This window comes from Peptoniphilus sp. BV3C26 (assembly GCF_000478985.1).
Classification (GTDB): Bacteria; Bacillota; Clostridia; order Tissierellales; family Peptoniphilaceae; genus Peptoniphilus_B; species Peptoniphilus_B koenoeneniae.
The window spans coordinates 49,154-67,718 of record NZ_AWXB01000063.1; the positions used below are offsets into that span (position 1 = coordinate 49,154).

Genomic DNA, 18,565 nt, shown 5'->3' on the forward strand with positions numbered 1-18,565 from the left:
GTGCTTAAACACTATAGATGCCATGCACCTGATTAATTTAATTATACAATATGTTAACTATATTTACCATAGTTTTTTTAATAAATCACGTTAATTTAGGCATTTTATCAATGTTTTTTAAAATTTCATCAAAAGTCCAATAACCTTTTCTAATTCCTGACCTTATTTTTGTAAATACAGATAAAAATTCTTGAGAAACTTCATCTAAATTTTCATTAACTTCTATATTTGCTAATCTCTTGTCTAAATCATTAATTGTAAAATCATAAGTTTTTGGAATAAAAATACAAGAACGATGGTTTACTTCTTTTCTGTCAAGAAGATAAATAGGTGTATGTTCAAAAATTTCCGACTCAAGGCCTGCATCTGTAATTAAATATACTTTATACTCATCTCCATAGATGTCTGAAAGTATGAGTTTCATTTCAGATAAGATTCTCTTATTGTAAACTTGAGTGATTATTATATCCATTTTCTTATTAATATCAAGGTCTGTCATATCAAGGGCATCAAGCAAAATAAAACCCTTTGAGATATCTCTTTTAACTATGTTTAAAACAGGTTCTATAAAAGATATTCCCGATACTAAGTTTATTTCTATACCACTTTCTATTAAAAGTTTTACTGTTTTTTCAGCAACAAGGGGATGACCTGGCACAAAATAATTACAATCTTTTTCATCTATTAATTTTTTTACTATTTTTAAATAAACTTCATCAAAAGAATTTTCTTCTTCATAAAATTTATCAAAACTTTCAAAATCTATTTTATTTTCTTTAAAATATTGAACGGCTTCTACTTTATCTGTACGCAAAAAATTTTTCAGACCATTTTTCATAATTTTTATTGCCTGCAAAGTAAGCTCCTCTGAAGAGCCTGCGCCGAGACCTACTATGTTAATCAAGTTCTTTCCACGCTTTCTCTATATCTTTTCTTTTTTTATCCGGAGCTTTTAAAGTATTTGAATAACCCATAGCTATAAGTAATCTTATTCTGCCTTTTGCTCCTAAAATATTTTTTATTTTTTCTTCATCAAACATACCTATTATACAAGTTGCAAGTCCTAATTCCTGTGCTGCTAAAGTTATATAAGAAGACAAAATCCCAATATCAACACTTCTATAATCTTGATCTTTTAATTTCGACCCAACTTTTGCAGTTAAATTATATCCTTCTTCTTCAATTACAAAAATAGTATCCGCTTTTTCTATAAATCCGTTCATATTTAAGCTTCTTGCTTGACTTATTTTTTTTGCAGTTTCTTTTCTTGTTACATATATTTTATAGGGCTGTGAATTACAAGCTGATGGGGCAAGATTTGAAAGCTCAATTATTTTTTCTACTTTTTCTTTTTCTACTTGTTTGTCGGAAAAATTTCTACAACTAAATCTTTTATTTACTAATTCTTCAAAATTCATAATAGTTTTTTCTCCTTTAATTTATTTACAACATTTATAATGGCTATTTTTATGTGTTCATACGTTAAGCCACCTTGAAAATATACAAAATAAGGTTCTCTCATAGGTCCATCTGCCGAAAGTTCAATGGATGAACCTTCGATAAAATCTCCTGCCGCCATTATAACTTGTTCTTCATATCCAGGCATATCCCAAGGCATAGGAGTGAACTGCGAATCTACTGGACTTGTTTCCTGAATGGCTTTGCAAAATTCTTCAACTTTTTCTTTTGTCTTTAATTCTATTGCTTCAATAATATCGCTTCTTTTATCTGATGAAGTCGGAATGCATCTGTAGGAAAATTTTTCAAATATAGCTGCAAGTAAAATTGAGCCTTTTATTGCATCTTCAACAACTTTCGGTGCAATAAACAAACCTTGTAAAATTTGCCTTGTCATTCCGAAAGTAAGTCCACATTCCTTTCCTATTCCAGGTGCAGTAAGTCTATTGGCGCATTTATTTATAAACTCACTTTTTCCAACAATATAACCTCCACTATAAGCAAGACCCCCACCAGGGTTTTTTATTAAAGAGCCTGCCATAATATCAGCTCCCACTTCACTTGGTTCTTTAAACTCAGTGAACTCCCCATAACAATTATCTACAAAAATAATTGCATCTGGAAGTAACTCCTTTACAATTTTAATTCCCTCTTCAATTTCTTCAATTGTTAAAGCCCTTCTGTCGGAATATCCTGTTGATCTTTGAATTGCAACTACTTTTGTATTTTTTCTAATTGCTTTTTCTATGTTTTCCCGACAAATTTTATTTTCTTTAAGCTCGCAATAAGAAAAATCAATTCCCATTTCTTTCATGGAAAGAGCTTCATTTCCACTATATCCTATTACTTTTAAAAGAGTGTCGTAGGGTTTGCCGCTTATATATAATAAATGATCTTTATTTTTTAAAATTGAAAAAAGTGCAAGGCTTATGGCATGAGTCCCAGAAACAATATTTGGTCTTACTAAGGCATCTTCAGTTTTAAAAACATCTGCATAAATGCTTTCAACTTTTTCTCTACCTATATCTCCATAGCCATATCCAGTTGTCCAATTAAAATCAGTAGCAGTAAGCTTATTTTTTTGCATAGCTTTTAAAATTTTAAGCTGATTATAAAGTGCTATCTCTTTTCTTTCTTCAAATCTATCATTTAGTTTTGATTCAACAGAGTCTACTAATTCTAAAACTTCTCTATTTACTTCAAACTCTTTTTCCATTAAATCATAAAAATTTTTCATCTATTTTTTCAAATAACCTTTCTTCTTTATCTTTAAAAGGATCAAACCAAAATATTCTTTCATCTCTTCTAAACCATGTAAGCTGCCTTTTTGCATAATTTCTTGAAAATTGCTTCATTTTTTCTTTTGCTTCGTCCAAACTTATATTACCCTTTAGAAAATCTATAACTTCCCTATAGCCTATTGCTTTCATTGAAGTTAAATTCTCATCAAAGCCTTCTTTTAAAAGTTCCCTTACTTCATCTATGAAGCCCATTTCAAACATCTTATCCACTCTTTTATTTATTCTTTCATATAAAATTTCTCTGTCCGTATTAAGGCCTATCATAAATAAATTGTAAGAATCATTTTTCTTTCTAAAATTTTCAGTTTCTTTTTTACCCTGAAACTCAAAAATTTCAAGAGCTCTTATAATTCTCTGTTTGTTATTTGGATGTATTTTTAATGCAGCACCCTTATCTTTACAATAAAGCTCCTTATAAATTTTTTCCAAACCTTCATTTTTTATTCTATACTCAAGATTTTTTCTGAAATCTTCATTTTTTTCTGTTTTTTGCATAGAAAAATCATAGACAATGGAATTAATATAAAGTCCTGTACCTCCAACAATAATTGGCAATTTATTTTTATTATTTATATAAGAAATTTTTTCCTTTGCAAGTTTTTTAAAATCATCTACGGAAAAATCTTCATCTGGATTTACAAAATCTATTAAATAATGATCTATTCCTTCCATTTCATCTTTTTTAATTTTTCCTGTTCCTATATCCATTTTTTTATAAATTTGCATAGAATCAGCGGAAATTATTTGTCCCTTATATTTCTTTGCAATTTTTATTGATAAGTCAGTCTTTCCTATTCCTGTAGGCCCTGTTATGACAAGTAAGTTTTCTTTCATTCTCTTAAAAATAATCTTTCTATTCTACTTTTAGTAATTTCTATTACAGTTGGTCTTCCGTGAGGACAAGTATATGGAGTTTGACACTTAATTAAACTTTTAATTAAACCATCAACTTCTAGGGAGCTTATTTTATCTCCTGCCTTTATTGATGCCTTGCAGGCTTTTCTCATTATTCTATAGGGGTCCACTTTGTATAAATTATCATGAGGATCTCTTAAAAGATCATGAATAAAGTTTTCTCCTTCAGGCTCTTTAAAAAGAACAGGTATCTCTCTTAAAATAAGACTGTTTTCTCCAAATTCTTCCATTTCAAAACCTAATTTATTTAAGGTTTCTTTACTATTTATAAAAACTCTTCTTTCACTTTCATCTATGTTTATAATTATGGGTTTTAAAAGTAACTGAGTGATCACTTCTGATTTTTCATATTGATTCTTAAATTTTTCATAATTTATTCTTTCATGAGCAGCATGCTGGTCTATTAAAAAGAATTTATCAGAGTTTAAAGACTCCATAATTATAAAAGTATTAAATAAAACCCCGACAAAATCAGATTTTAGAAGTTTATAAGTTAAATCATTTTGCTTATATAACTTTTCATTTAGATCTTCACTTTTTTTATCTTCTTCATCATCTGTAAAATATTCTTCTTTTTCATCTTCAACTTTAAAATTTTTATTAAAGTCTTCCACAAAAATATTTATTTCATGAATTTCATTTTCTCTTGGTGTATTTTCTTGATTTTCCTCTTTTTTTTCAAACTTTTCGATTTCTAAATCAGAGTCTTCCTCGTCGTTTATATTAAGATCAAAAATAGTTTTTTCTTCCTCTGTCTTCTCATTTGTATAATCAACTGAAATTACAGATCTGTTGCTAAAAAGTTTATCCTCAACTATCTCAGATAAAATTGTTGTTAAATGATTTTCCTTAGATAATTTTATTTCGTGTTTTTTAGGATGTATATTTACATCAACCATATCCGGTGGAATTTCAATGTATAAAATAAAAACAGGAAATCTATTTAAGGGTATGAGAGATTTATAATTTTTTTCAACGCTTCGTGCTATTTCTAAATTTTTTATATATCTCCCATTCATAAAGACATATTCATTGTTTCTTGAAGATCTATAAAGTTTATTATTTGATATAAAACCTGATATTTTATATTTTTCACTTTCATAATCAATTTTTATTAAATTTTCCGCTATATCTCGTCCTAAAATAGAAAAAATATGATTTTTATAATTATCAGTAGCATTTGTATTTAAAATAACTTTATTGTCACTTACAAGTTTAAAAGCTATCTCTGGCTTTGAAAGAGCAATTTTACTTACAACTTCATAAATGTAACTTAATTCTATTTTATTTTCTTTTAAGTATTTTTTCCTTACCGGTGTATTATAAAAAATATCTTTTACAAAAATTGTAGTTCCCCTTGAAACTCCAACATTATAATTTTTTATAATTTCTCCATTATTTAGAACAATTCCACTACCAACTTTATCATTTTCGCTTTTACTTATGGCTTCCACTTTTGCAATATGGGCAATACTTGCAAGGGCTTCTCCTCTAAAACCTAAAGAATGAATCTTATTTAAGTCCTCTGCTGTTTTTAATTTTGAAGTTGTATGTCTTAAAAAAGCAAGATTCAAATCACTTTTATTCATTCCCAGACCATCATCAGAAATTCTTATATAGTCTGTGGCTTCTTTTTTTAATTCTATAAATATATTCTTTGCTTCTGCATCTATGGAATTTTCAATTAATTCTTTTACAATTGAAGCCGGATTCTCTATTATCTCTCCTGCTGCAATTTTTGATATGGTTTTTTCATCTAATATATTTATCATTTTAATTCCTTTGAGTCTTTTACAATTTCATATAACAAGTTAATCGCTTCTTTAGGTGAAAAATCATCAGGATTAATATTTTGTAATTTTTCTAAAAAAGAATCTTTTCTAATGTCAAAAATTGACTTTTGGCTTACTGCTTTTTGATGTTTTTTTATGTTTACATTAAATTTATCATTTTCTTTTTGAGTTATTACCTTTAAAATTTCTTGAGCTCTATTTAAAATTTCCTCGTCTATTCCAGCAAGTCTTGCAACATCAATCCCATAAGAATTATCCGTCCAACCTGGTATTACTTTTCTTAAAAAGATAATATTGTCCTTTTCTTTTTCAACTTCCATGGTTAAATTGGAAATTTCTTTATATTGTTTTTCAAGTTTTGAAAGCTCATGGTAATGAGTTGCAAATAGAGTTTTTGCACCTATATTATTTACAATAAATTCTATTAATGCCCAAGCTATGGATAGACCGTCATAAGTTGATGTTCCTCTTCCTACTTCATCAAGAATTACTAAAGATTTTGAACTTGCATAATTAACAATGTTTGCAACTTCTTTCATTTCAACCATAAAAGTTGAGTCACCTTTTGCTAAATTATCACTTGCTCCTATTCTTGTCCAAATTCTATCTACAATGGAAATCTCTGCAAATTCGCAGGGAACAAAAGAACCTATTTGTGCCATTATTACAATTAAGGCAACTTGTCTCATATAGGTTGATTTTCCAGCCATATTAGGGCCTGTTATAATATGAAGCATATTATTTTCTTGATCAAGTAAAGTATCGTTTTCAATGAAAACATCAGACCTGTTGTTGTATTCTACAATTGGATGTCTTCCGCCTTTAATTTCTATTTTTCCAACTTCATTTATCTTAGGTCTTTTATATTTATTTTCTACGGCACTTTTTGCCAAAGAATATAAAGAATCCACCATGGCAATAACAAGAGAAAGGTTCTGTAGTTCAAATATTTTTCCAATAGTAAAATTTTTTAATTCATCAAAAATTTTAGCTTGAAGACTTAGTGCATCATCATGGGCTGATAAAATTTTTGACTCCATTTCTTTAAGCTCAACTGTAAAATATCTTTCAGAACCTACTAAAGTTTGTTTTCTTATATAATAGTCAGGCACATTATCTATATAGGACTTAGTAACTTCTATAAAGTATCCTAAAATTTTATTATACTTGACCCTTAACTTACTGATTCCAGTTCTTGCTTTTTCTTTTTCTTCAAGATCTAATAAAAATTGTCTCCCATTATTTGAAAGTTTAAATAATTTATCTAATTCTTCATTGTATCCATCTTTTATAAATTTAGTTTCTTCAAATTTTAAAGGTGCTTCATCTACAATTATGTTCTCTATTTTTTCTATTAATTCATCAATAGGATCAATGAATTTTGCAAGATCATTAAAAATTTTTTCACCGGAATTTTCAAATAAGACTTTTAATTCTTTGCTCTTTATTAAAGATTCTTTTAAAGATATAAAATTTCTGGGATTTACATTTTTTAAAGAAATTTTTCCGCAAAGCCTTTCAATATCAATTAAAGATTTTAAAATTTCTTTGGTTTTATCCATAAAAATAAAATCATTTATAAAGGCGTCAATAAAATCTTGCCTTTTAATAATTTTTTCTCTACTAATAAGGGGTTCGCTTACCCACTTTTTCAAAAGTCTTGCTCCCATTGAAGTGTTTGTATAATCTAAAGCTTCTAAAAGTGATCCCTTTTTACTATTTGTATTTAATCCCTTAATAACTTCTAAATTTCTAAGAGAACTTTCATCTAAAATTAAATAATCGTAAGCCTTAAATAGTTGAATTGAGTTAATATGGTTTAACTTTCTCATGCTCATATTAATGAGATAGTCAAACAACATTAAAATAGATTTATTTTCAAAAAGATCATTCTTTTTTAAATCTTTTTTAAGATTTTCATTTAAATTGTCTTTTATTTTATTTAAATTAATTTCTCTTATTTTATCTTCTGAATAATAATTTACCAGCCTATATTTAATAAAGTTTAAATCTTCATTTTCATTTACTATTACTTCTTCTGGATTTAATTTTTCAAATTCAAGTTCTGCAAATTTCAAAAGTTCCTTTTTGTTCAAAAAAACTTTATCTGTTACACTAAGCTCTCCTGTAGAATAATCTACATATGAAATATATATGGACAAATTTTTTATATAAATACTTAATAAATAATTATTTTCATCATTTTTTAAGTATTCTTCATCAGTAAAAGTCCCAGGAGTTATAACACGAGTTACCTGTCTTTTAACTATACCTTTTGCAAGTTTTGGATCTTCCATTTGATCACAAACAGCAACCTTATAACCTTTTGCAATTAATTTTGAAATGTATTGATTTACAACATGATGGGGAATTCCACACATGGGAATTTTTTCATCAAGCCCTCCCCCTCTACCTGTTAAAGCAAGATCCAGTTCTTTAGATGCAATAAGTGCATCGTCAAAAAACATTTCGTAAAAATCTCCAAGCCTATAAAAAAGTAGAGCCTCTTTATATTTTTCTTTTGTTGCAACATATTGTTGCATCATGGGAGTAAGTTTTTCTGTTTTCAAATTATCTCACCTGTTAATGAAAATGTGTTTGCATCCGTAATCTTTAAAGGAATTATTTTTCCTATTAAATCTCCACTTCCCTTAAAGTTTACAAGTTTAAATTCTTCCGTTCTTCCGCTTAAGGCCTCTTTATTTGTTTTACTTACATCTTCAACTAAAACTTTCTTTACCTTTCCTATTTCAGCCTTGTTCTTTCTTAATTGAATAGGATATAAAAGATCAAGAAGTCTGTTAAATCTTTGATGTTTTATAGCTTCATCAATTTGCTCTTTATTTGCTGCTATTGTCCCTTCTCTCATGGAATATATAAAAGTAAAAGATGAATCATATTCAACTTTCTTGCATAAATCTATAGTTTCAAGAAAATCTTCTTCTGTTTCACCAGGAAAGCCAACCATAATATCAGTTGATAATGCTATATCAGGAACAATTTCTTTTATTTTATAGATTTTTTCTAAATATTGCTCTTTTGTATAATGTCTATTCATAAGTTTCAAAATTTTACTTGATCCAGCCTGAACAGGTAAATGTAAAAAGTTTGAAAGCTTATCAAGATCTCTAAAAGCATATATTAACTCATCTGAAAAATCTTTTGGATGAGAAGTCATAAATCTTATTCTTTCAATGCCGTCCACTTCATTTATCATTTTAAGAAGGTCTGTAAAAGTATATTTTTCGTCTAAATTTTTTCCGTAAGAATTAACATTTTGACCTAAAAGAGTTACTTCTTTTGTTCCATGAGCTGCCAAATCTCTTATTTCATTTAAAATTTCCTTTGGTCTTCTGCTTTTTTCACGTCCTCTTGTGTAAGGCACTATACAATAGGTGCAGAAGTTGTTGCAACCATACATTATATTTACAAAACTCTTAAAATTATAAAGTCTGTTGGCGCCTAAATTATTATCATCATTTGTATAGTTTTCTTCAATATCTATAACTTTTTCATTATCCTTATAAACCTTTAAAAGTAATTGGGGAAATTTGTAAATATTATTTGTTCCAAAAATTATATCTACATTTTCAAATTTTTCTTTTACAATATCTCTGCTTTCTTGTCTTTGCATCATGCAACCGCAAACGCAAACTTTTAAACTATTTTTAAGTTTTTTTAAATGCTTAAGCTCCCCTAATTTTCCATAAACTTTATCTTCCGCAGATTTTCTTATGGAGCAAGTATTTAAAATTATTAAATCAGCCTCATTTATATCTTCAATAATTTTAAAATCCATTTGTTCTAAAAGCCATGATATTTTTTCGGAATCATGAAAATTCATTTGACAACCATAAGTTAAAATTACAGCCTTTTTATTTTCAGTATAACTTTTTAAATTATATAAAATTTCACTTAAATCATCTTTTTTATAATCAATTAATTCTAAATTTTCCATTAAAACCTCACATTCAATACTTAATTATACCATAACTATAATAAATAAAAAAAATAAACGTCCTAGGACGTTTATTAATTCATTAAATGTCTTGCAACATAAACTCCACTTGCCGAAGCCTGAGATAAAGAATGAGTTGCTCCTCCTCCATCTCCTACTACATAAAGCCCTTCTACATGGGTCATAAAATTTTTATCAGTTTTAATTTTTGAATTATAAAACTTTACTTCCACTCCATATAAAAGAGTATCTTCATTGGCTGTTCCCGGAGCAATTTTATCAAGAGCATAAATCATTTCAATTATTGAATCCAATTGTCTTTTTGGAATGACAAGAGAAAGATCTCCTGGAGTAGCTTTTAATGTCGGCTCTGTAAAACATTTCTCCATCCTTCTTTTATCACTTCTTCTACCTTTTACCAAATCGCCAAATCTTTGTAGAATAACTCCTCCGCCAAGCATATTTGAAAGCCTTGCTATACTTTCGCCATATTCATTGGAATTTTTAAAAGGCTCTGTAAATTTATTGCTTACTAAAAGTGCAAAGTTTGTATTTTCGCTTTGTAATTTAGGATCTGCATAAGAATGCCCATTAACTGTAATTATTCCATTTGTATTTTCGGCAACAACTTGTCCATAAGGGTTCATGCAAAAAGTTCTTACTAAATCATTGTATTCTTTTGTTTGATAAACAATTTTTGATTCATAAACTTTATCTGTAATATCTTTAAATATTTCTGCCGGAAGTTCTACTCTAACTCCTATATCAACTTGATTTGAAAATCTTTCAATCTTAAACTTATCACAAATTTTTGAAATCCAATTTGATCCACTTCTGCCTGAGGCTAAAACCACATTTTTTGTTGAATATTTTTGATCTTTATCTGTTGTTACTATAAATTTATCATTTTCTTTAACAATATCTAAAACAAGAGTGTTAAATATCATATCTACTTTTTTTCTGGAATAGTCATATATTTTTTTCAAAATTTCAACATTTCTGTCAGTTCCAAAATGTCTTACCTTTGCATCAAGTAGATGCAAATCATGTCTTAATGCAATAGTTTTTAAATTTGAATCACTTGTTGAATATAATTTTGAATTATAACCGTCAAATTCACACAAGACCTTATCTACATATTCCATGAGCTCTATTGATTCTTTCTTGCCTAAATATTTATAAAGTTCTCCTCCAAAATTATTTGTTATATTATATTTACCGTCGGATAAAGTTCCGGCTCCACCGTACCCGTTCATAATATTACACGGTTTACAAGATATACAATTTTCAACTTTACCTGTTTTTATAGGACAAATTCTCTTTTCAATAGGATTTCCCCTATCTATTAATAGGACTTTTTTATCCGTATTTTGTTTTGTAAATTCATAGGACGCAAATACTCCTGAAGCACCTGCACCAACAATTAAAACATCATATTCTTTCACTTTTCATCACCTTATCGGTCAAAATAATCATCTATTATGGAAATCCCGTATTGGTATAATTTTGTTGAAATTCTTTTTGCAATTTCAATTCTCTTATAGACCTGGTCTTTTTTAATATTATGACTTTTCCAGGAACCTCCGCCCCCAAAATAATTAAGCATTATAGGCTCCAACCTGTCAACAGTATTTGCAAAAAGAGCTTCGTCAGTTTCACATTTATCAAATTCTAAAAATAAATCTTTTAAATATTTGCCATTTGAGGGTATAGAAAAAATTTTATTTGCAGCTTCCATTTCTCTTTCATATTTATCTTTGTATCCTTCAGTATCATAGGCAAAAGTATCACCTGCATAAATCTCAACTAAATCATGAACAAGAAGCATTTTTACAACTTTATTAATATCTATTTCCCTATCTGTATAATCCTTTAATGTTAAAGCTGCCAATGCAACATGAAAAGAGTGTTGAGCATCATCTTCAAAAGTTACCTTATCTAAATTTAAAGATTGCCTTTTTACTCTCTTCATTTTATCAATTTCAAGAATAAAATTTATATCATTTTTTAAATTTTCCATTTTTATACCGCAAAAGAATAATAGCTATCGCTTTTATACCTATCTAAATCATAAGGAGAAAAAATTCCCTTATCTGTAACAACTCCACTTACAAGATGAGCTGGCGTAATATCAAAAGCAGGATAATAGCCCTTTACTTCAGGAATAGTATGTCTAATTCCATTTGCCATTAAAACTTCTTCTGGATCTCTTTGTTCGATTTTTATTTCTCCTGCACTTTTTGCACTATCAGGTATTCCTGTAACAAAATATGGAATCCCTAAATATTTTGCAACAATAGCCATTTGGAAAGTTCCGATTTTATTTATTACAGAACCATCTCTTGTGATTGTATCTGCTGCAGAAGTGAATACATCAATTTTCTTTTCTTTCATTGTTACGGCAACCATATTGTCTGTGATAATAGTTGTATCAAAGCCCATTTGAGCACAACAAGTTGCGGTAAATCTTCCACCTTGTAAAAATGGTCTTGTTTCAGGCACAAAAAGTTTTATTTCTTTATTTCTTTTTCTGCACTCTTTAAGCATCATGCCTATAATTGTTTCTCCAAAACATTGAGTCATAACTTTACCATTGTCGGGAAACATATCAACCAAATAATTTGCCACTTGACCTATTCTTTGATATCTTTGCTCCATTACTTTTACAGTGTAATCTCTAATAAGAATATCAAGATTATCTGCATCAAGTTTATCTTTTACAGCTTCTATGCATCCTCTTCCCACTTCTACCATTCTTTGAGAAGTAGTAGGTCTACTATGTCCTAAAGTTTCAGCAGCCTCTTGTAGATATTTAAGTCTTTCTTCTTTTGTCTTATCTAAACATTCATAAGCTGCAAGAGCCATACCCATGCCAGCAGCAGTATAAGGACCTGCACTTTGAGTAACCATAGCTCTAATTGCATCTCTTACTTCTATATAATTTTTGCACTCAACAAATTTCACTTCTCTTGGATAAATTCTTCTATCCAAAATTTTCACAAGACCTTTTTCATACCATGCAACATTTTCAAATTTCAGCATAAAAGCTAAACCGTCATCAATTCTTGTCATAATTCCTCCATATAATTTTTATAATTTTAATTTAATATAAGTATAACATGTTTAAAATTTTACAAATGAAAATTTAAAAAAAATATAAACTTAAAAAATTTAAAAAACTTAAAAAATTTAAAATCTTATAAATTATGTAAAATTAAATAAATTTAATGATAGAATTATAAATAAGATAAAATAATTTTTAAAAAAGAAAGGAATCTATTATGACAAAATTTGGAATTATTGCAGGTACCGGCTATGACGATATTTTAGACGGTTTTGAAAAAAAGATATTTGAAACTGCATATGGACAAGCAGAAGGAGCGATTAAAGGCGATGTTGTTATAATGCAAAGACACGGAAAAGGTCATAGCGTTCCCCCTCACAAAATAAACTATCGTGCAAATATTCAAGCCATGAAAGATTTGGGAGTTCAATATATTTTTGGTATATGTGCTGTTGGAAGCGTAAAAAAAGATTTGCCACCGGGAAGTTTAATTTTAAATAATGATTTTTTAGATTTTACAAAAAATAGAATTACAACTTTTTTCGACGGTGATGATGGAATTGTAGACCACTTAGAAGTGAGTGAACCCTATAACGAAGAGTTAAATGATTTATTTATAAAAGTTGCAAAAGAAAATAATTGCAAGATAAATGGTAAGGGTGTTTATGTTTGCACTGAAGGTCCAAGATTTGAAACAAGAACGGAAATAAAAATGTATCAATATTTAGATTGCCACGTTTGCGGTATGACAAATGTTCCTGAAGTTCTTCTTGCAAATGAAAGACAAATTGTCTATTCCTGCTTAAGTTTTGTAACTAATTTCTGCACAGGGGTAGGAGGAGAAATTACTGAAGAAGAAATAAGATCAGTTAATTTTGACAAGAAAAAATTACTTGATACAATTTTAAAAACTTTTGAAAGTCCTGAAATATTAAAAATAAAATCAAAGGCAAAACTAATTTAAAATATAAAAAACTCTTTACTATTTAAACAGTAAAGAGTTTTTTAATTTAAAAATTTAATATTAATAATTATTTGCCATTCTCACATAAGGATTATATTTTCTTTCATATCCGATTGTAGTTTTAGGACCATGTCCCGGCAAAACTACTGTTTCATCAGGAAGCTCCATAAGTTTTTTTAAAGATGAAAAAATTTCTTCTTCATTTCCTCCAGGAAAATCAGTTCTTCCCATGGAACCTAAAAATAAAGTATCCCCTGAAAAAAGAATATTTTCAATTAAAATACAAACTCCTCCTTTTGTATGACCGGGAGTTTCAATTATTTTAAATTTTAAATTTCCTAAGGAAAGCTCTTGTCCGTCTTTTAAATAAGAATCTCCTTTTACATCCTTTATATCAAGTCCCAGCATAGGTCCAAAATAAGTTGAATTTGTTTCAAGCATTTCTTGATCTTTTTCGTTAATATAGACTTTCAAATTATATTTTTCTTTTAATTCATATAAAGCTCCCACATGATCTGGATGTCCATGGGTCAAAAGTACAAATTTCGGTTTTAGATTATTTTTTTCTATTGTGGAAATTATTTTTTTTGCTTCAGCTGCTGGATCTATTATTACTGCATCCAAATTTTCATCATAAATAATATATGTGTTTGTAGCAAAATTTCCAAGCTCCATTTGTATTACTTTCATTTTTACCTCAAAATGTTTTTTCAGAATCAAGCAAAATCGTAACAGGACCGTCGTTTATTAAAGTAACTTTCATGTCCGCTCCATATTCTCCCTCTTGGGTATAAATATTTTTATTTTTTGCTCCTTCAATAAATTTTTTATAATAATATTTTCCATCTTCAAAACCTGCAGCATTTTGATAACTGGGTCTGTTGCCTTTTCTTGCATCTCCATATAGGGTGAATTGACTTACAACTAAAAGCTGGCCTTTTGTATCAATTATTGATTTATTCATAACTCCATTTTCGTCATCGAAAATTCTAAGTCCAGTAACTTTTTTTAAAATATAGCTTAAGTCTTCATCTTTGTCGGTATCTTTTATTCCAAGCAAAAGCAAAATTCCTTGATCAATTTTTCCTATTAAATTTCCATCTACTTCAACTTTTGCTGATTTTACTCTTTGAACAACTGCTCTCAAATTATCACGCCTTTACTCTATATACATCAAATACATGTTTTATTCTTTTTAGCTTATCCATAAGTTTTTCAAGATCAGCTATGGATTTTATTTCAACTCTTATATCTACAATTAAATCTCCGTCTTTTCCTGCCCTTGCATTTAAAGAATTTAAAACAAGTTTTGAATCATTTATTCTACCTGCAATATCTGCAATAACATTAGGTTTATCCATTGCCTGAGCTTCAATTTCAGCAGTGTATCTTCCATTTTCAGTGCTGTTCCATGTAACTTCAATTATTCTATTTTTTTCTATATCTTTCAAATTTGTACAATCGGCTCTATGAACGGAAACTCCTCTTCCTATTGTAACATAACCTACAATTTTATCTCCAGGAACAGGATTACAACATTTTGCAAAACGAACCTTAACATCATCTAAGCCGTCAACAACTATTCCACCTCTCGATTCACGTCTTTCAGTTTGTTGTTGAGGCAAAATTTCATCTAAATCATCTTTGTGGTTTTTCTTATATATATCTACAAGTTTTGTTGTTACTTGTTTTACAGTTATTGAACCAAAGCCAACTGCTGCATATATATCATCAAGAGTTAAAACATTTAATTTTGATCTTACTTCTTCAAGGGCTTCATCTTTCATAAATTCATTTACTCGATATCCAAGACGTTTTGATTCTTTTTCAATCATGTCTCTTCCTCTTTCAATGTTTTTATCTCTATCTTTTACCTTAAAGTATTGACCTATTTTTTTCCTTGCTTGAGGACTTTTTACAATATTCATCCAATCCATGGAAGGACCTGAATTTGGATTTGTTATTACATCAACAATATTTCCACTTGTAAGTTTATAAGTTAGGGGAACTATTCTTCCGTTAACCTTTGCTCCTACACAGGTATTTCCCACATCAGAGTGGATTCTATAAGCAAAGTCTATTGGAGTTGAACCTTCAGGAAGATTTATAACGTCTCCTCTCGGTGTAAATACAAATACTTCATCAGCAAAAAAATCAATTTTTAATGTTTCCATAAAATCATCTGGATCATTAACATCCTTTTGCCATTCCAATAGCTGTCTTAACCAAGTTAAATTTTCATCAAAAGATGTAGATTTATTTGTTCCTGATTTATATTTCCAGTGAGCTGCAATCCCATATTCAGCCGTTTGATGCATTTCATAAGTTCTTATTTGAACTTCAAATGTTTCGCCATTATCATCAATTACAGTTGTGTGAAGAGATTGATATTTATTTAGTTTTGGCATGGCAATGTAGTCTTTAAATCTGCCCGGTATAGGCTTGTAAAGGGTGTGTACGGCACCTAAAACTCCATAGCAATCCTTTATATCCTCTACTAAAACTCGAACCGCGGAGAGGTCATATATTTCGTCAAAAGATTTTTTCTTAATTATCATCTTTTTATAAATTGAATAAAAATTTTTAGGTCTTCCGTGAATATCTGCTTTAATGCCTATTGCTTTTATTGATTTACTTATTTCTTCAATAAGTTTGTTAATAAGGTCTTCTCTTTCATTTCTTCTCTTGTTGACCATATCAACTAATTTATAATAATTGTCCGGATCCAAATATCTTAAAGATAAATCTTCTAGTTCCCATTTAACCCTGCTCATACCTAATCTATCTGCAATAGGAGCATAAATTTCTATAGTTTCAAGAGCCTTTTCATGCTTCTTTTCTTCCGTCATGTACTCAAGAGTTCTCATATTATGAGTTCTATCTGCAAGTTTTACAATTATTACACGAATATCCTTAGCCATTGCAAGAACCATTTTTCTTATATTTTCAGCCTGATTTTCTCTTTTGGTTTTATAATTTAATTTTTTAAGTTTTGTAACTCCATCCACAAGATTTGCTATTTCTTCGCCGAAGTCATTTTTAATATCCTCAAAAGTTACATCGGTATCTTCTATGGTGTCATGTAAAAGCCCTGCAATAATAGTTTGAGTATCCATATTCATATCTGCCAAAATAAGAGCAACATTTAAGGGATGGATAATATAATCTTCTCCAGAATTTCTCTTTTGGCCTTTATGATGAAATTCAGCCATGTTAAAGGCCTTTGTTATTAAATTAAAATCCGCATTTGGATTATATTCTTTTATTTTATTAATTAATACCTCTAACATTGTTTCCTCCCGGCTCTAATGCTTTTTATTTTTACTTGCAAATATTTATTTCCATTAAACTCGTTAATATCAAGACTCCCTATTAAATCAACAAATATTTTTCTTTTTCCAAGCAATAATTCATCCAATATGGAAGGAGCATAACCTTCCTTTAATTTTTCTTTAAAACTTTTAAAATCGCTGAAATATATGGCATCTATATTATTTTCGTCTTGACGTAAACTTAATTTTAATACATTTTGATTTTTTCCAAGTATCTTTATTTTATCTATTATAACACTTTTAAAACCTAAGACCGGTGCTTCATTTCCGTTTCCAAAGGGCTTTAAGGCATTTATACTCTCAGCAAGATCCATATTTAAATCTTTAATTTTAGCTTGAGCATCTATATAGTATTTAGAAAAGAAATCCTCTTTTTTTAAATCAGAATTATTATTTAAATTTTTAATAAATTCCACTAAATTTTCTCTCTCTAAAGACATTCCAGCAGCCATTTTATGTCCGCCAAATTTTTCCAATAAATATTTTTCATGAGAAATTTTTTCAAACATATTGTATTCTTCTATACTTCTGCCTGAACCTTTTAAAGTTTCCTTACCAGATAAAACAATAACCGGTCTTTTATACTTTTCTTTTAAACGACCTGCAACAATTCCTGCTACAGATTCATTTAAGTCTTCAGAAAGAAGAACTAAAATCGGAAATTTTTTGTCCATCTCATGATTTAAAATAAAATTATCAAGCTCCTTAAAGCCATCATCTGTTAATTCTTGTCTCTTAACATTTAATTCTCTTAACTCTTTACTTATTTCCTTAGCTTTTTCAAAGTCATTGCAAGTAAAAAGCTCCACAGCTTTAGAGGCATCTGCTAGTCTTCCAGCAGAATTAATACTTGGTCCTAAAATAAAACCTAAATGGTAAACATCTATGGGATCTTTTATTTGGCATGCTCTTATTAGTTCCTTCATTCCCAAATTATCCGAAGAATTGAGAGCTTGAAGTCCGTATTTTACGAAAATTCTATTTTCTTCAACTATGGGCATAACATCACACACAGTTGCCATTGCAACAAATTGAAGTAAATATCTTTCCCTTTCCCAATTGATTCCCTTTAATTTATATAAATATGATATAAGTTTAAAAACAACTCCGGCACCGCAAAGATCTCTAAATGGATAGGTGCAATTTTTTTGTTTAGGATCAACAACAGCTTCTGCATTAGGTAAAATTTCATTAGAATTTTCATCAAGGGGTATCTCATGATGATCTGTAACTATTACTTGAATATCCTTAGAATTTGCATAATCAACTGCCTCTTTTGCAGCAATTCCATTGTCACAAGTAATAATTAACTTAACCTCTTCATCAAAGCATTCATCAACTATCCTATTATTAATTCCATATCCATCATTATATCTGTTAGGAATTTTGTAAATTACATTTCCTCCAAGCTCTTTTAAACCCTCTAATAAAATTGTAGTACTCATGACTCCATCAACGTCATAATCGCCTGAAATTGCAATTTTATTTTTTTTAGAAATATGATTTAAAATAATATTTCCAGCCCTGATTAAATCTTTCATAAGTAAAGGGGTGTTTAAATTTTCATAACTTGGATTTAAAAATTCCTCAACTTTTTTTTCAGTATCAATTCCTCTATTTAATAAAATTTTTTCCACAATAGGATTTAAATTTAAATTTAAATTTGTTTTATTGCTTTTGTTTTTCTTTATAAGCCACTTTTCCATTAAATCACCTTAATATTACCAGTATAACATAAGTTAAATTTAAAAAAATAATATGATTTTCTTTGTAAGTTTGC

The 18,565-nt window shown here is 28.7% G+C and carries 15 protein-coding genes; 1 reads left to right on the forward strand and 14 read right to left on the reverse strand.

What is annotated here, in order from left to right:
• Window positions 1-85: 85 nt before the first annotated feature.
• The 10 genes from HMPREF1253_RS07970 to HMPREF1253_RS08015 form a co-directional block, all read right to left on the reverse strand.
• Window positions 86-904 carry an SAM-dependent methyltransferase gene (locus tag HMPREF1253_RS07970; protein WP_023056219.1) on the reverse strand — a complete coding sequence of 273 codons (819 nt, stop codon included), beginning with the start codon at window positions 902-904 and terminating at the stop codon, window positions 86-88.
• Window positions 897-1,418 carry a nitroreductase family protein gene (locus HMPREF1253_RS07975; RefSeq protein ID WP_023056280.1) on the reverse strand — a complete coding sequence of 174 codons (522 nt, stop codon included), beginning with the start codon at window positions 1,416-1,418 and terminating at the stop codon, window positions 897-899. The genes HMPREF1253_RS07970 and HMPREF1253_RS07975 overlap by 8 nt, the downstream gene beginning before the upstream one ends.
• The gene (locus HMPREF1253_RS07980) at window positions 1,415-2,695 is read right to left on the reverse strand and encodes a methionine gamma-lyase family protein (protein ID WP_023056266.1); all 1,281 of its coding nucleotides are present in this window, start codon (window positions 2,693-2,695) and stop codon (window positions 1,415-1,417) included. The genes HMPREF1253_RS07975 and HMPREF1253_RS07980 overlap by 4 nt, the downstream gene beginning before the upstream one ends.
• Window positions 2,679-3,593, reverse strand: a complete 915-nt coding sequence (gene miaA / locus HMPREF1253_RS07985; RefSeq protein ID WP_023056261.1) for a tRNA (adenosine(37)-N6)-dimethylallyltransferase MiaA — start codon at window positions 3,591-3,593, stop codon at window positions 2,679-2,681. Before miaA ends, HMPREF1253_RS07980 begins: the two co-directional genes overlap by 17 nt.
• A complete protein-coding gene (mutL, locus tag HMPREF1253_RS07990; RefSeq protein ID WP_023056243.1) occupies window positions 3,590-5,446 on the reverse strand; it encodes a DNA mismatch repair endonuclease MutL in 1,857 nt (618 codons plus the stop codon). Before mutL ends, miaA begins: the two co-directional genes overlap by 4 nt.
• Window positions 5,443-8,037, reverse strand: a complete 2,595-nt coding sequence (gene mutS, locus HMPREF1253_RS07995; protein WP_023056246.1) for a DNA mismatch repair protein MutS — start codon at window positions 8,035-8,037, stop codon at window positions 5,443-5,445. The genes mutL and mutS overlap by 4 nt, the downstream gene beginning before the upstream one ends.
• Window positions 8,034-9,425 carry a tRNA (N6-isopentenyl adenosine(37)-C2)-methylthiotransferase MiaB gene (gene miaB / locus HMPREF1253_RS08000; RefSeq protein WP_023056264.1) on the reverse strand — a complete coding sequence of 464 codons (1,392 nt, stop codon included), beginning with the start codon at window positions 9,423-9,425 and terminating at the stop codon, window positions 8,034-8,036. Before miaB ends, mutS begins: the two co-directional genes overlap by 4 nt.
• Window positions 9,426-9,499: 74 nt before the next feature.
• Window positions 9,500-10,870: an NAD(P)/FAD-dependent oxidoreductase gene (locus HMPREF1253_RS08005; RefSeq protein WP_023056291.1), complete on the reverse strand. Its 1,371-nt coding sequence runs from the start codon at window positions 10,868-10,870 to the stop codon at window positions 9,500-9,502.
• A gap of 11 nt (window positions 10,871-10,881) precedes the next feature.
• Window positions 10,882-11,445: an HD family hydrolase gene (locus HMPREF1253_RS08010; protein WP_023056240.1), complete on the reverse strand. Its 564-nt coding sequence runs from the start codon at window positions 11,443-11,445 to the stop codon at window positions 10,882-10,884.
• Between the two features lie 2 nt (window positions 11,446-11,447).
• Window positions 11,448-12,497 carry a s-methyl-5-thioribose-1-phosphate isomerase gene (locus HMPREF1253_RS08015; RefSeq protein ID WP_023056239.1) on the reverse strand — a complete coding sequence of 350 codons (1,050 nt, stop codon included), beginning with the start codon at window positions 12,495-12,497 and terminating at the stop codon, window positions 11,448-11,450.
• Between the two features lie 209 nt (window positions 12,498-12,706).
• On the opposite strand from HMPREF1253_RS08015, the gene HMPREF1253_RS08020 reads away from it, so the two are divergent.
• Entirely contained in the window at window positions 12,707-13,453 is a 747-nt protein-coding gene (locus HMPREF1253_RS08020; protein WP_023056277.1) for an MTAP family purine nucleoside phosphorylase, read from the forward strand.
• 60 nt (window positions 13,454-13,513) lie between these two features.
• Here the strand turns inward: HMPREF1253_RS08020 and HMPREF1253_RS08025 are convergent, their stop codons facing one another.
• The 4 genes from HMPREF1253_RS08025 to recJ are packed head-to-tail and all read right to left on the reverse strand — an operon-like array spanning window position 13,514 to window position 18,491.
• Window positions 13,514-14,143, reverse strand: coding sequence for an MBL fold metallo-hydrolase (locus HMPREF1253_RS08025; protein ID WP_023056289.1), 630 nt, complete (start codon window positions 14,141-14,143; stop codon window positions 13,514-13,516).
• 7 nt (window positions 14,144-14,150) lie between these two features.
• Window positions 14,151-14,600 carry a D-aminoacyl-tRNA deacylase gene (gene dtd, locus HMPREF1253_RS08030; RefSeq protein WP_023056274.1) on the reverse strand — a complete coding sequence of 150 codons (450 nt, stop codon included), beginning with the start codon at window positions 14,598-14,600 and terminating at the stop codon, window positions 14,151-14,153.
• Window positions 14,601-14,604: 4 nt separating this feature from the next.
• On the reverse strand, window positions 14,605-16,743 hold the full coding sequence (locus tag HMPREF1253_RS08035) for a bifunctional (p)ppGpp synthetase/guanosine-3',5'-bis(diphosphate) 3'-pyrophosphohydrolase (RefSeq protein ID WP_023056216.1): 2,139 nt from the start codon (window positions 16,741-16,743) through the stop codon (window positions 14,605-14,607).
• Complete coding sequence (recJ, locus tag HMPREF1253_RS08040; RefSeq protein WP_023056224.1) at window positions 16,737-18,491, reverse strand: single-stranded-DNA-specific exonuclease RecJ; 1,755 nt, start codon at window positions 18,489-18,491, stop codon at window positions 16,737-16,739. Before recJ ends, HMPREF1253_RS08035 begins: the two co-directional genes overlap by 7 nt.
• Window positions 18,492-18,565: the final 74 nt, after the last annotated feature.

Excerpts from the sequence above, each read along its gene's own strand:
- miaB (WP_023056264.1), bottom strand. The coding sequence starts at position 9,425 with ATGGAAAATTTAGAATTAATTGATTATAAAAAAGATGATTTAAGTGAA.
- HMPREF1253_RS07975 (WP_023056280.1), bottom strand. The coding sequence starts at position 1,418 with ATGAATTTTGAAGAATTAGTAAATAAAAGATTTAGTTGTAGAAATTTT.
- miaA (WP_023056261.1), bottom strand. The coding sequence starts at position 3,593 with ATGAAAGAAAACTTACTTGTCATAACAGGGCCTACAGGAATAGGAAAG.
- HMPREF1253_RS08010 (WP_023056240.1), bottom strand. The coding sequence starts at position 11,445 with ATGGAAAATTTAAAAAATGATATAAATTTTATTCTTGAAATTGATAAA.
- HMPREF1253_RS07980 (WP_023056266.1), bottom strand. The coding sequence starts at position 2,695 with ATGAAAAATTTTTATGATTTAATGGAAAAAGAGTTTGAAGTAAATAGA.
- HMPREF1253_RS08015 (WP_023056239.1), bottom strand. The coding sequence starts at position 12,497 with ATGACAAGAATTGATGACGGTTTAGCTTTTATGCTGAAATTTGAAAAT.
- mutL (WP_023056243.1), bottom strand. The coding sequence starts at position 5,446 with ATGATAAATATATTAGATGAAAAAACCATATCAAAAATTGCAGCAGGA.
- recJ (WP_023056224.1), bottom strand. The coding sequence starts at position 18,491 with ATGGAAAAGTGGCTTATAAAGAAAAACAAAAGCAATAAAACAAATTTA.
- HMPREF1253_RS08020 (WP_023056277.1), top strand. The coding sequence starts at position 12,707 with ATGACAAAATTTGGAATTATTGCAGGTACCGGCTATGACGATATTTTA.
- HMPREF1253_RS08035 (WP_023056216.1), bottom strand. The coding sequence starts at position 16,743 with ATGTTAGAGGTATTAATTAATAAAATAAAAGAATATAATCCAAATGCG.
- HMPREF1253_RS08025 (WP_023056289.1), bottom strand. The coding sequence starts at position 14,143 with ATGAAAGTAATACAAATGGAGCTTGGAAATTTTGCTACAAACACATAT.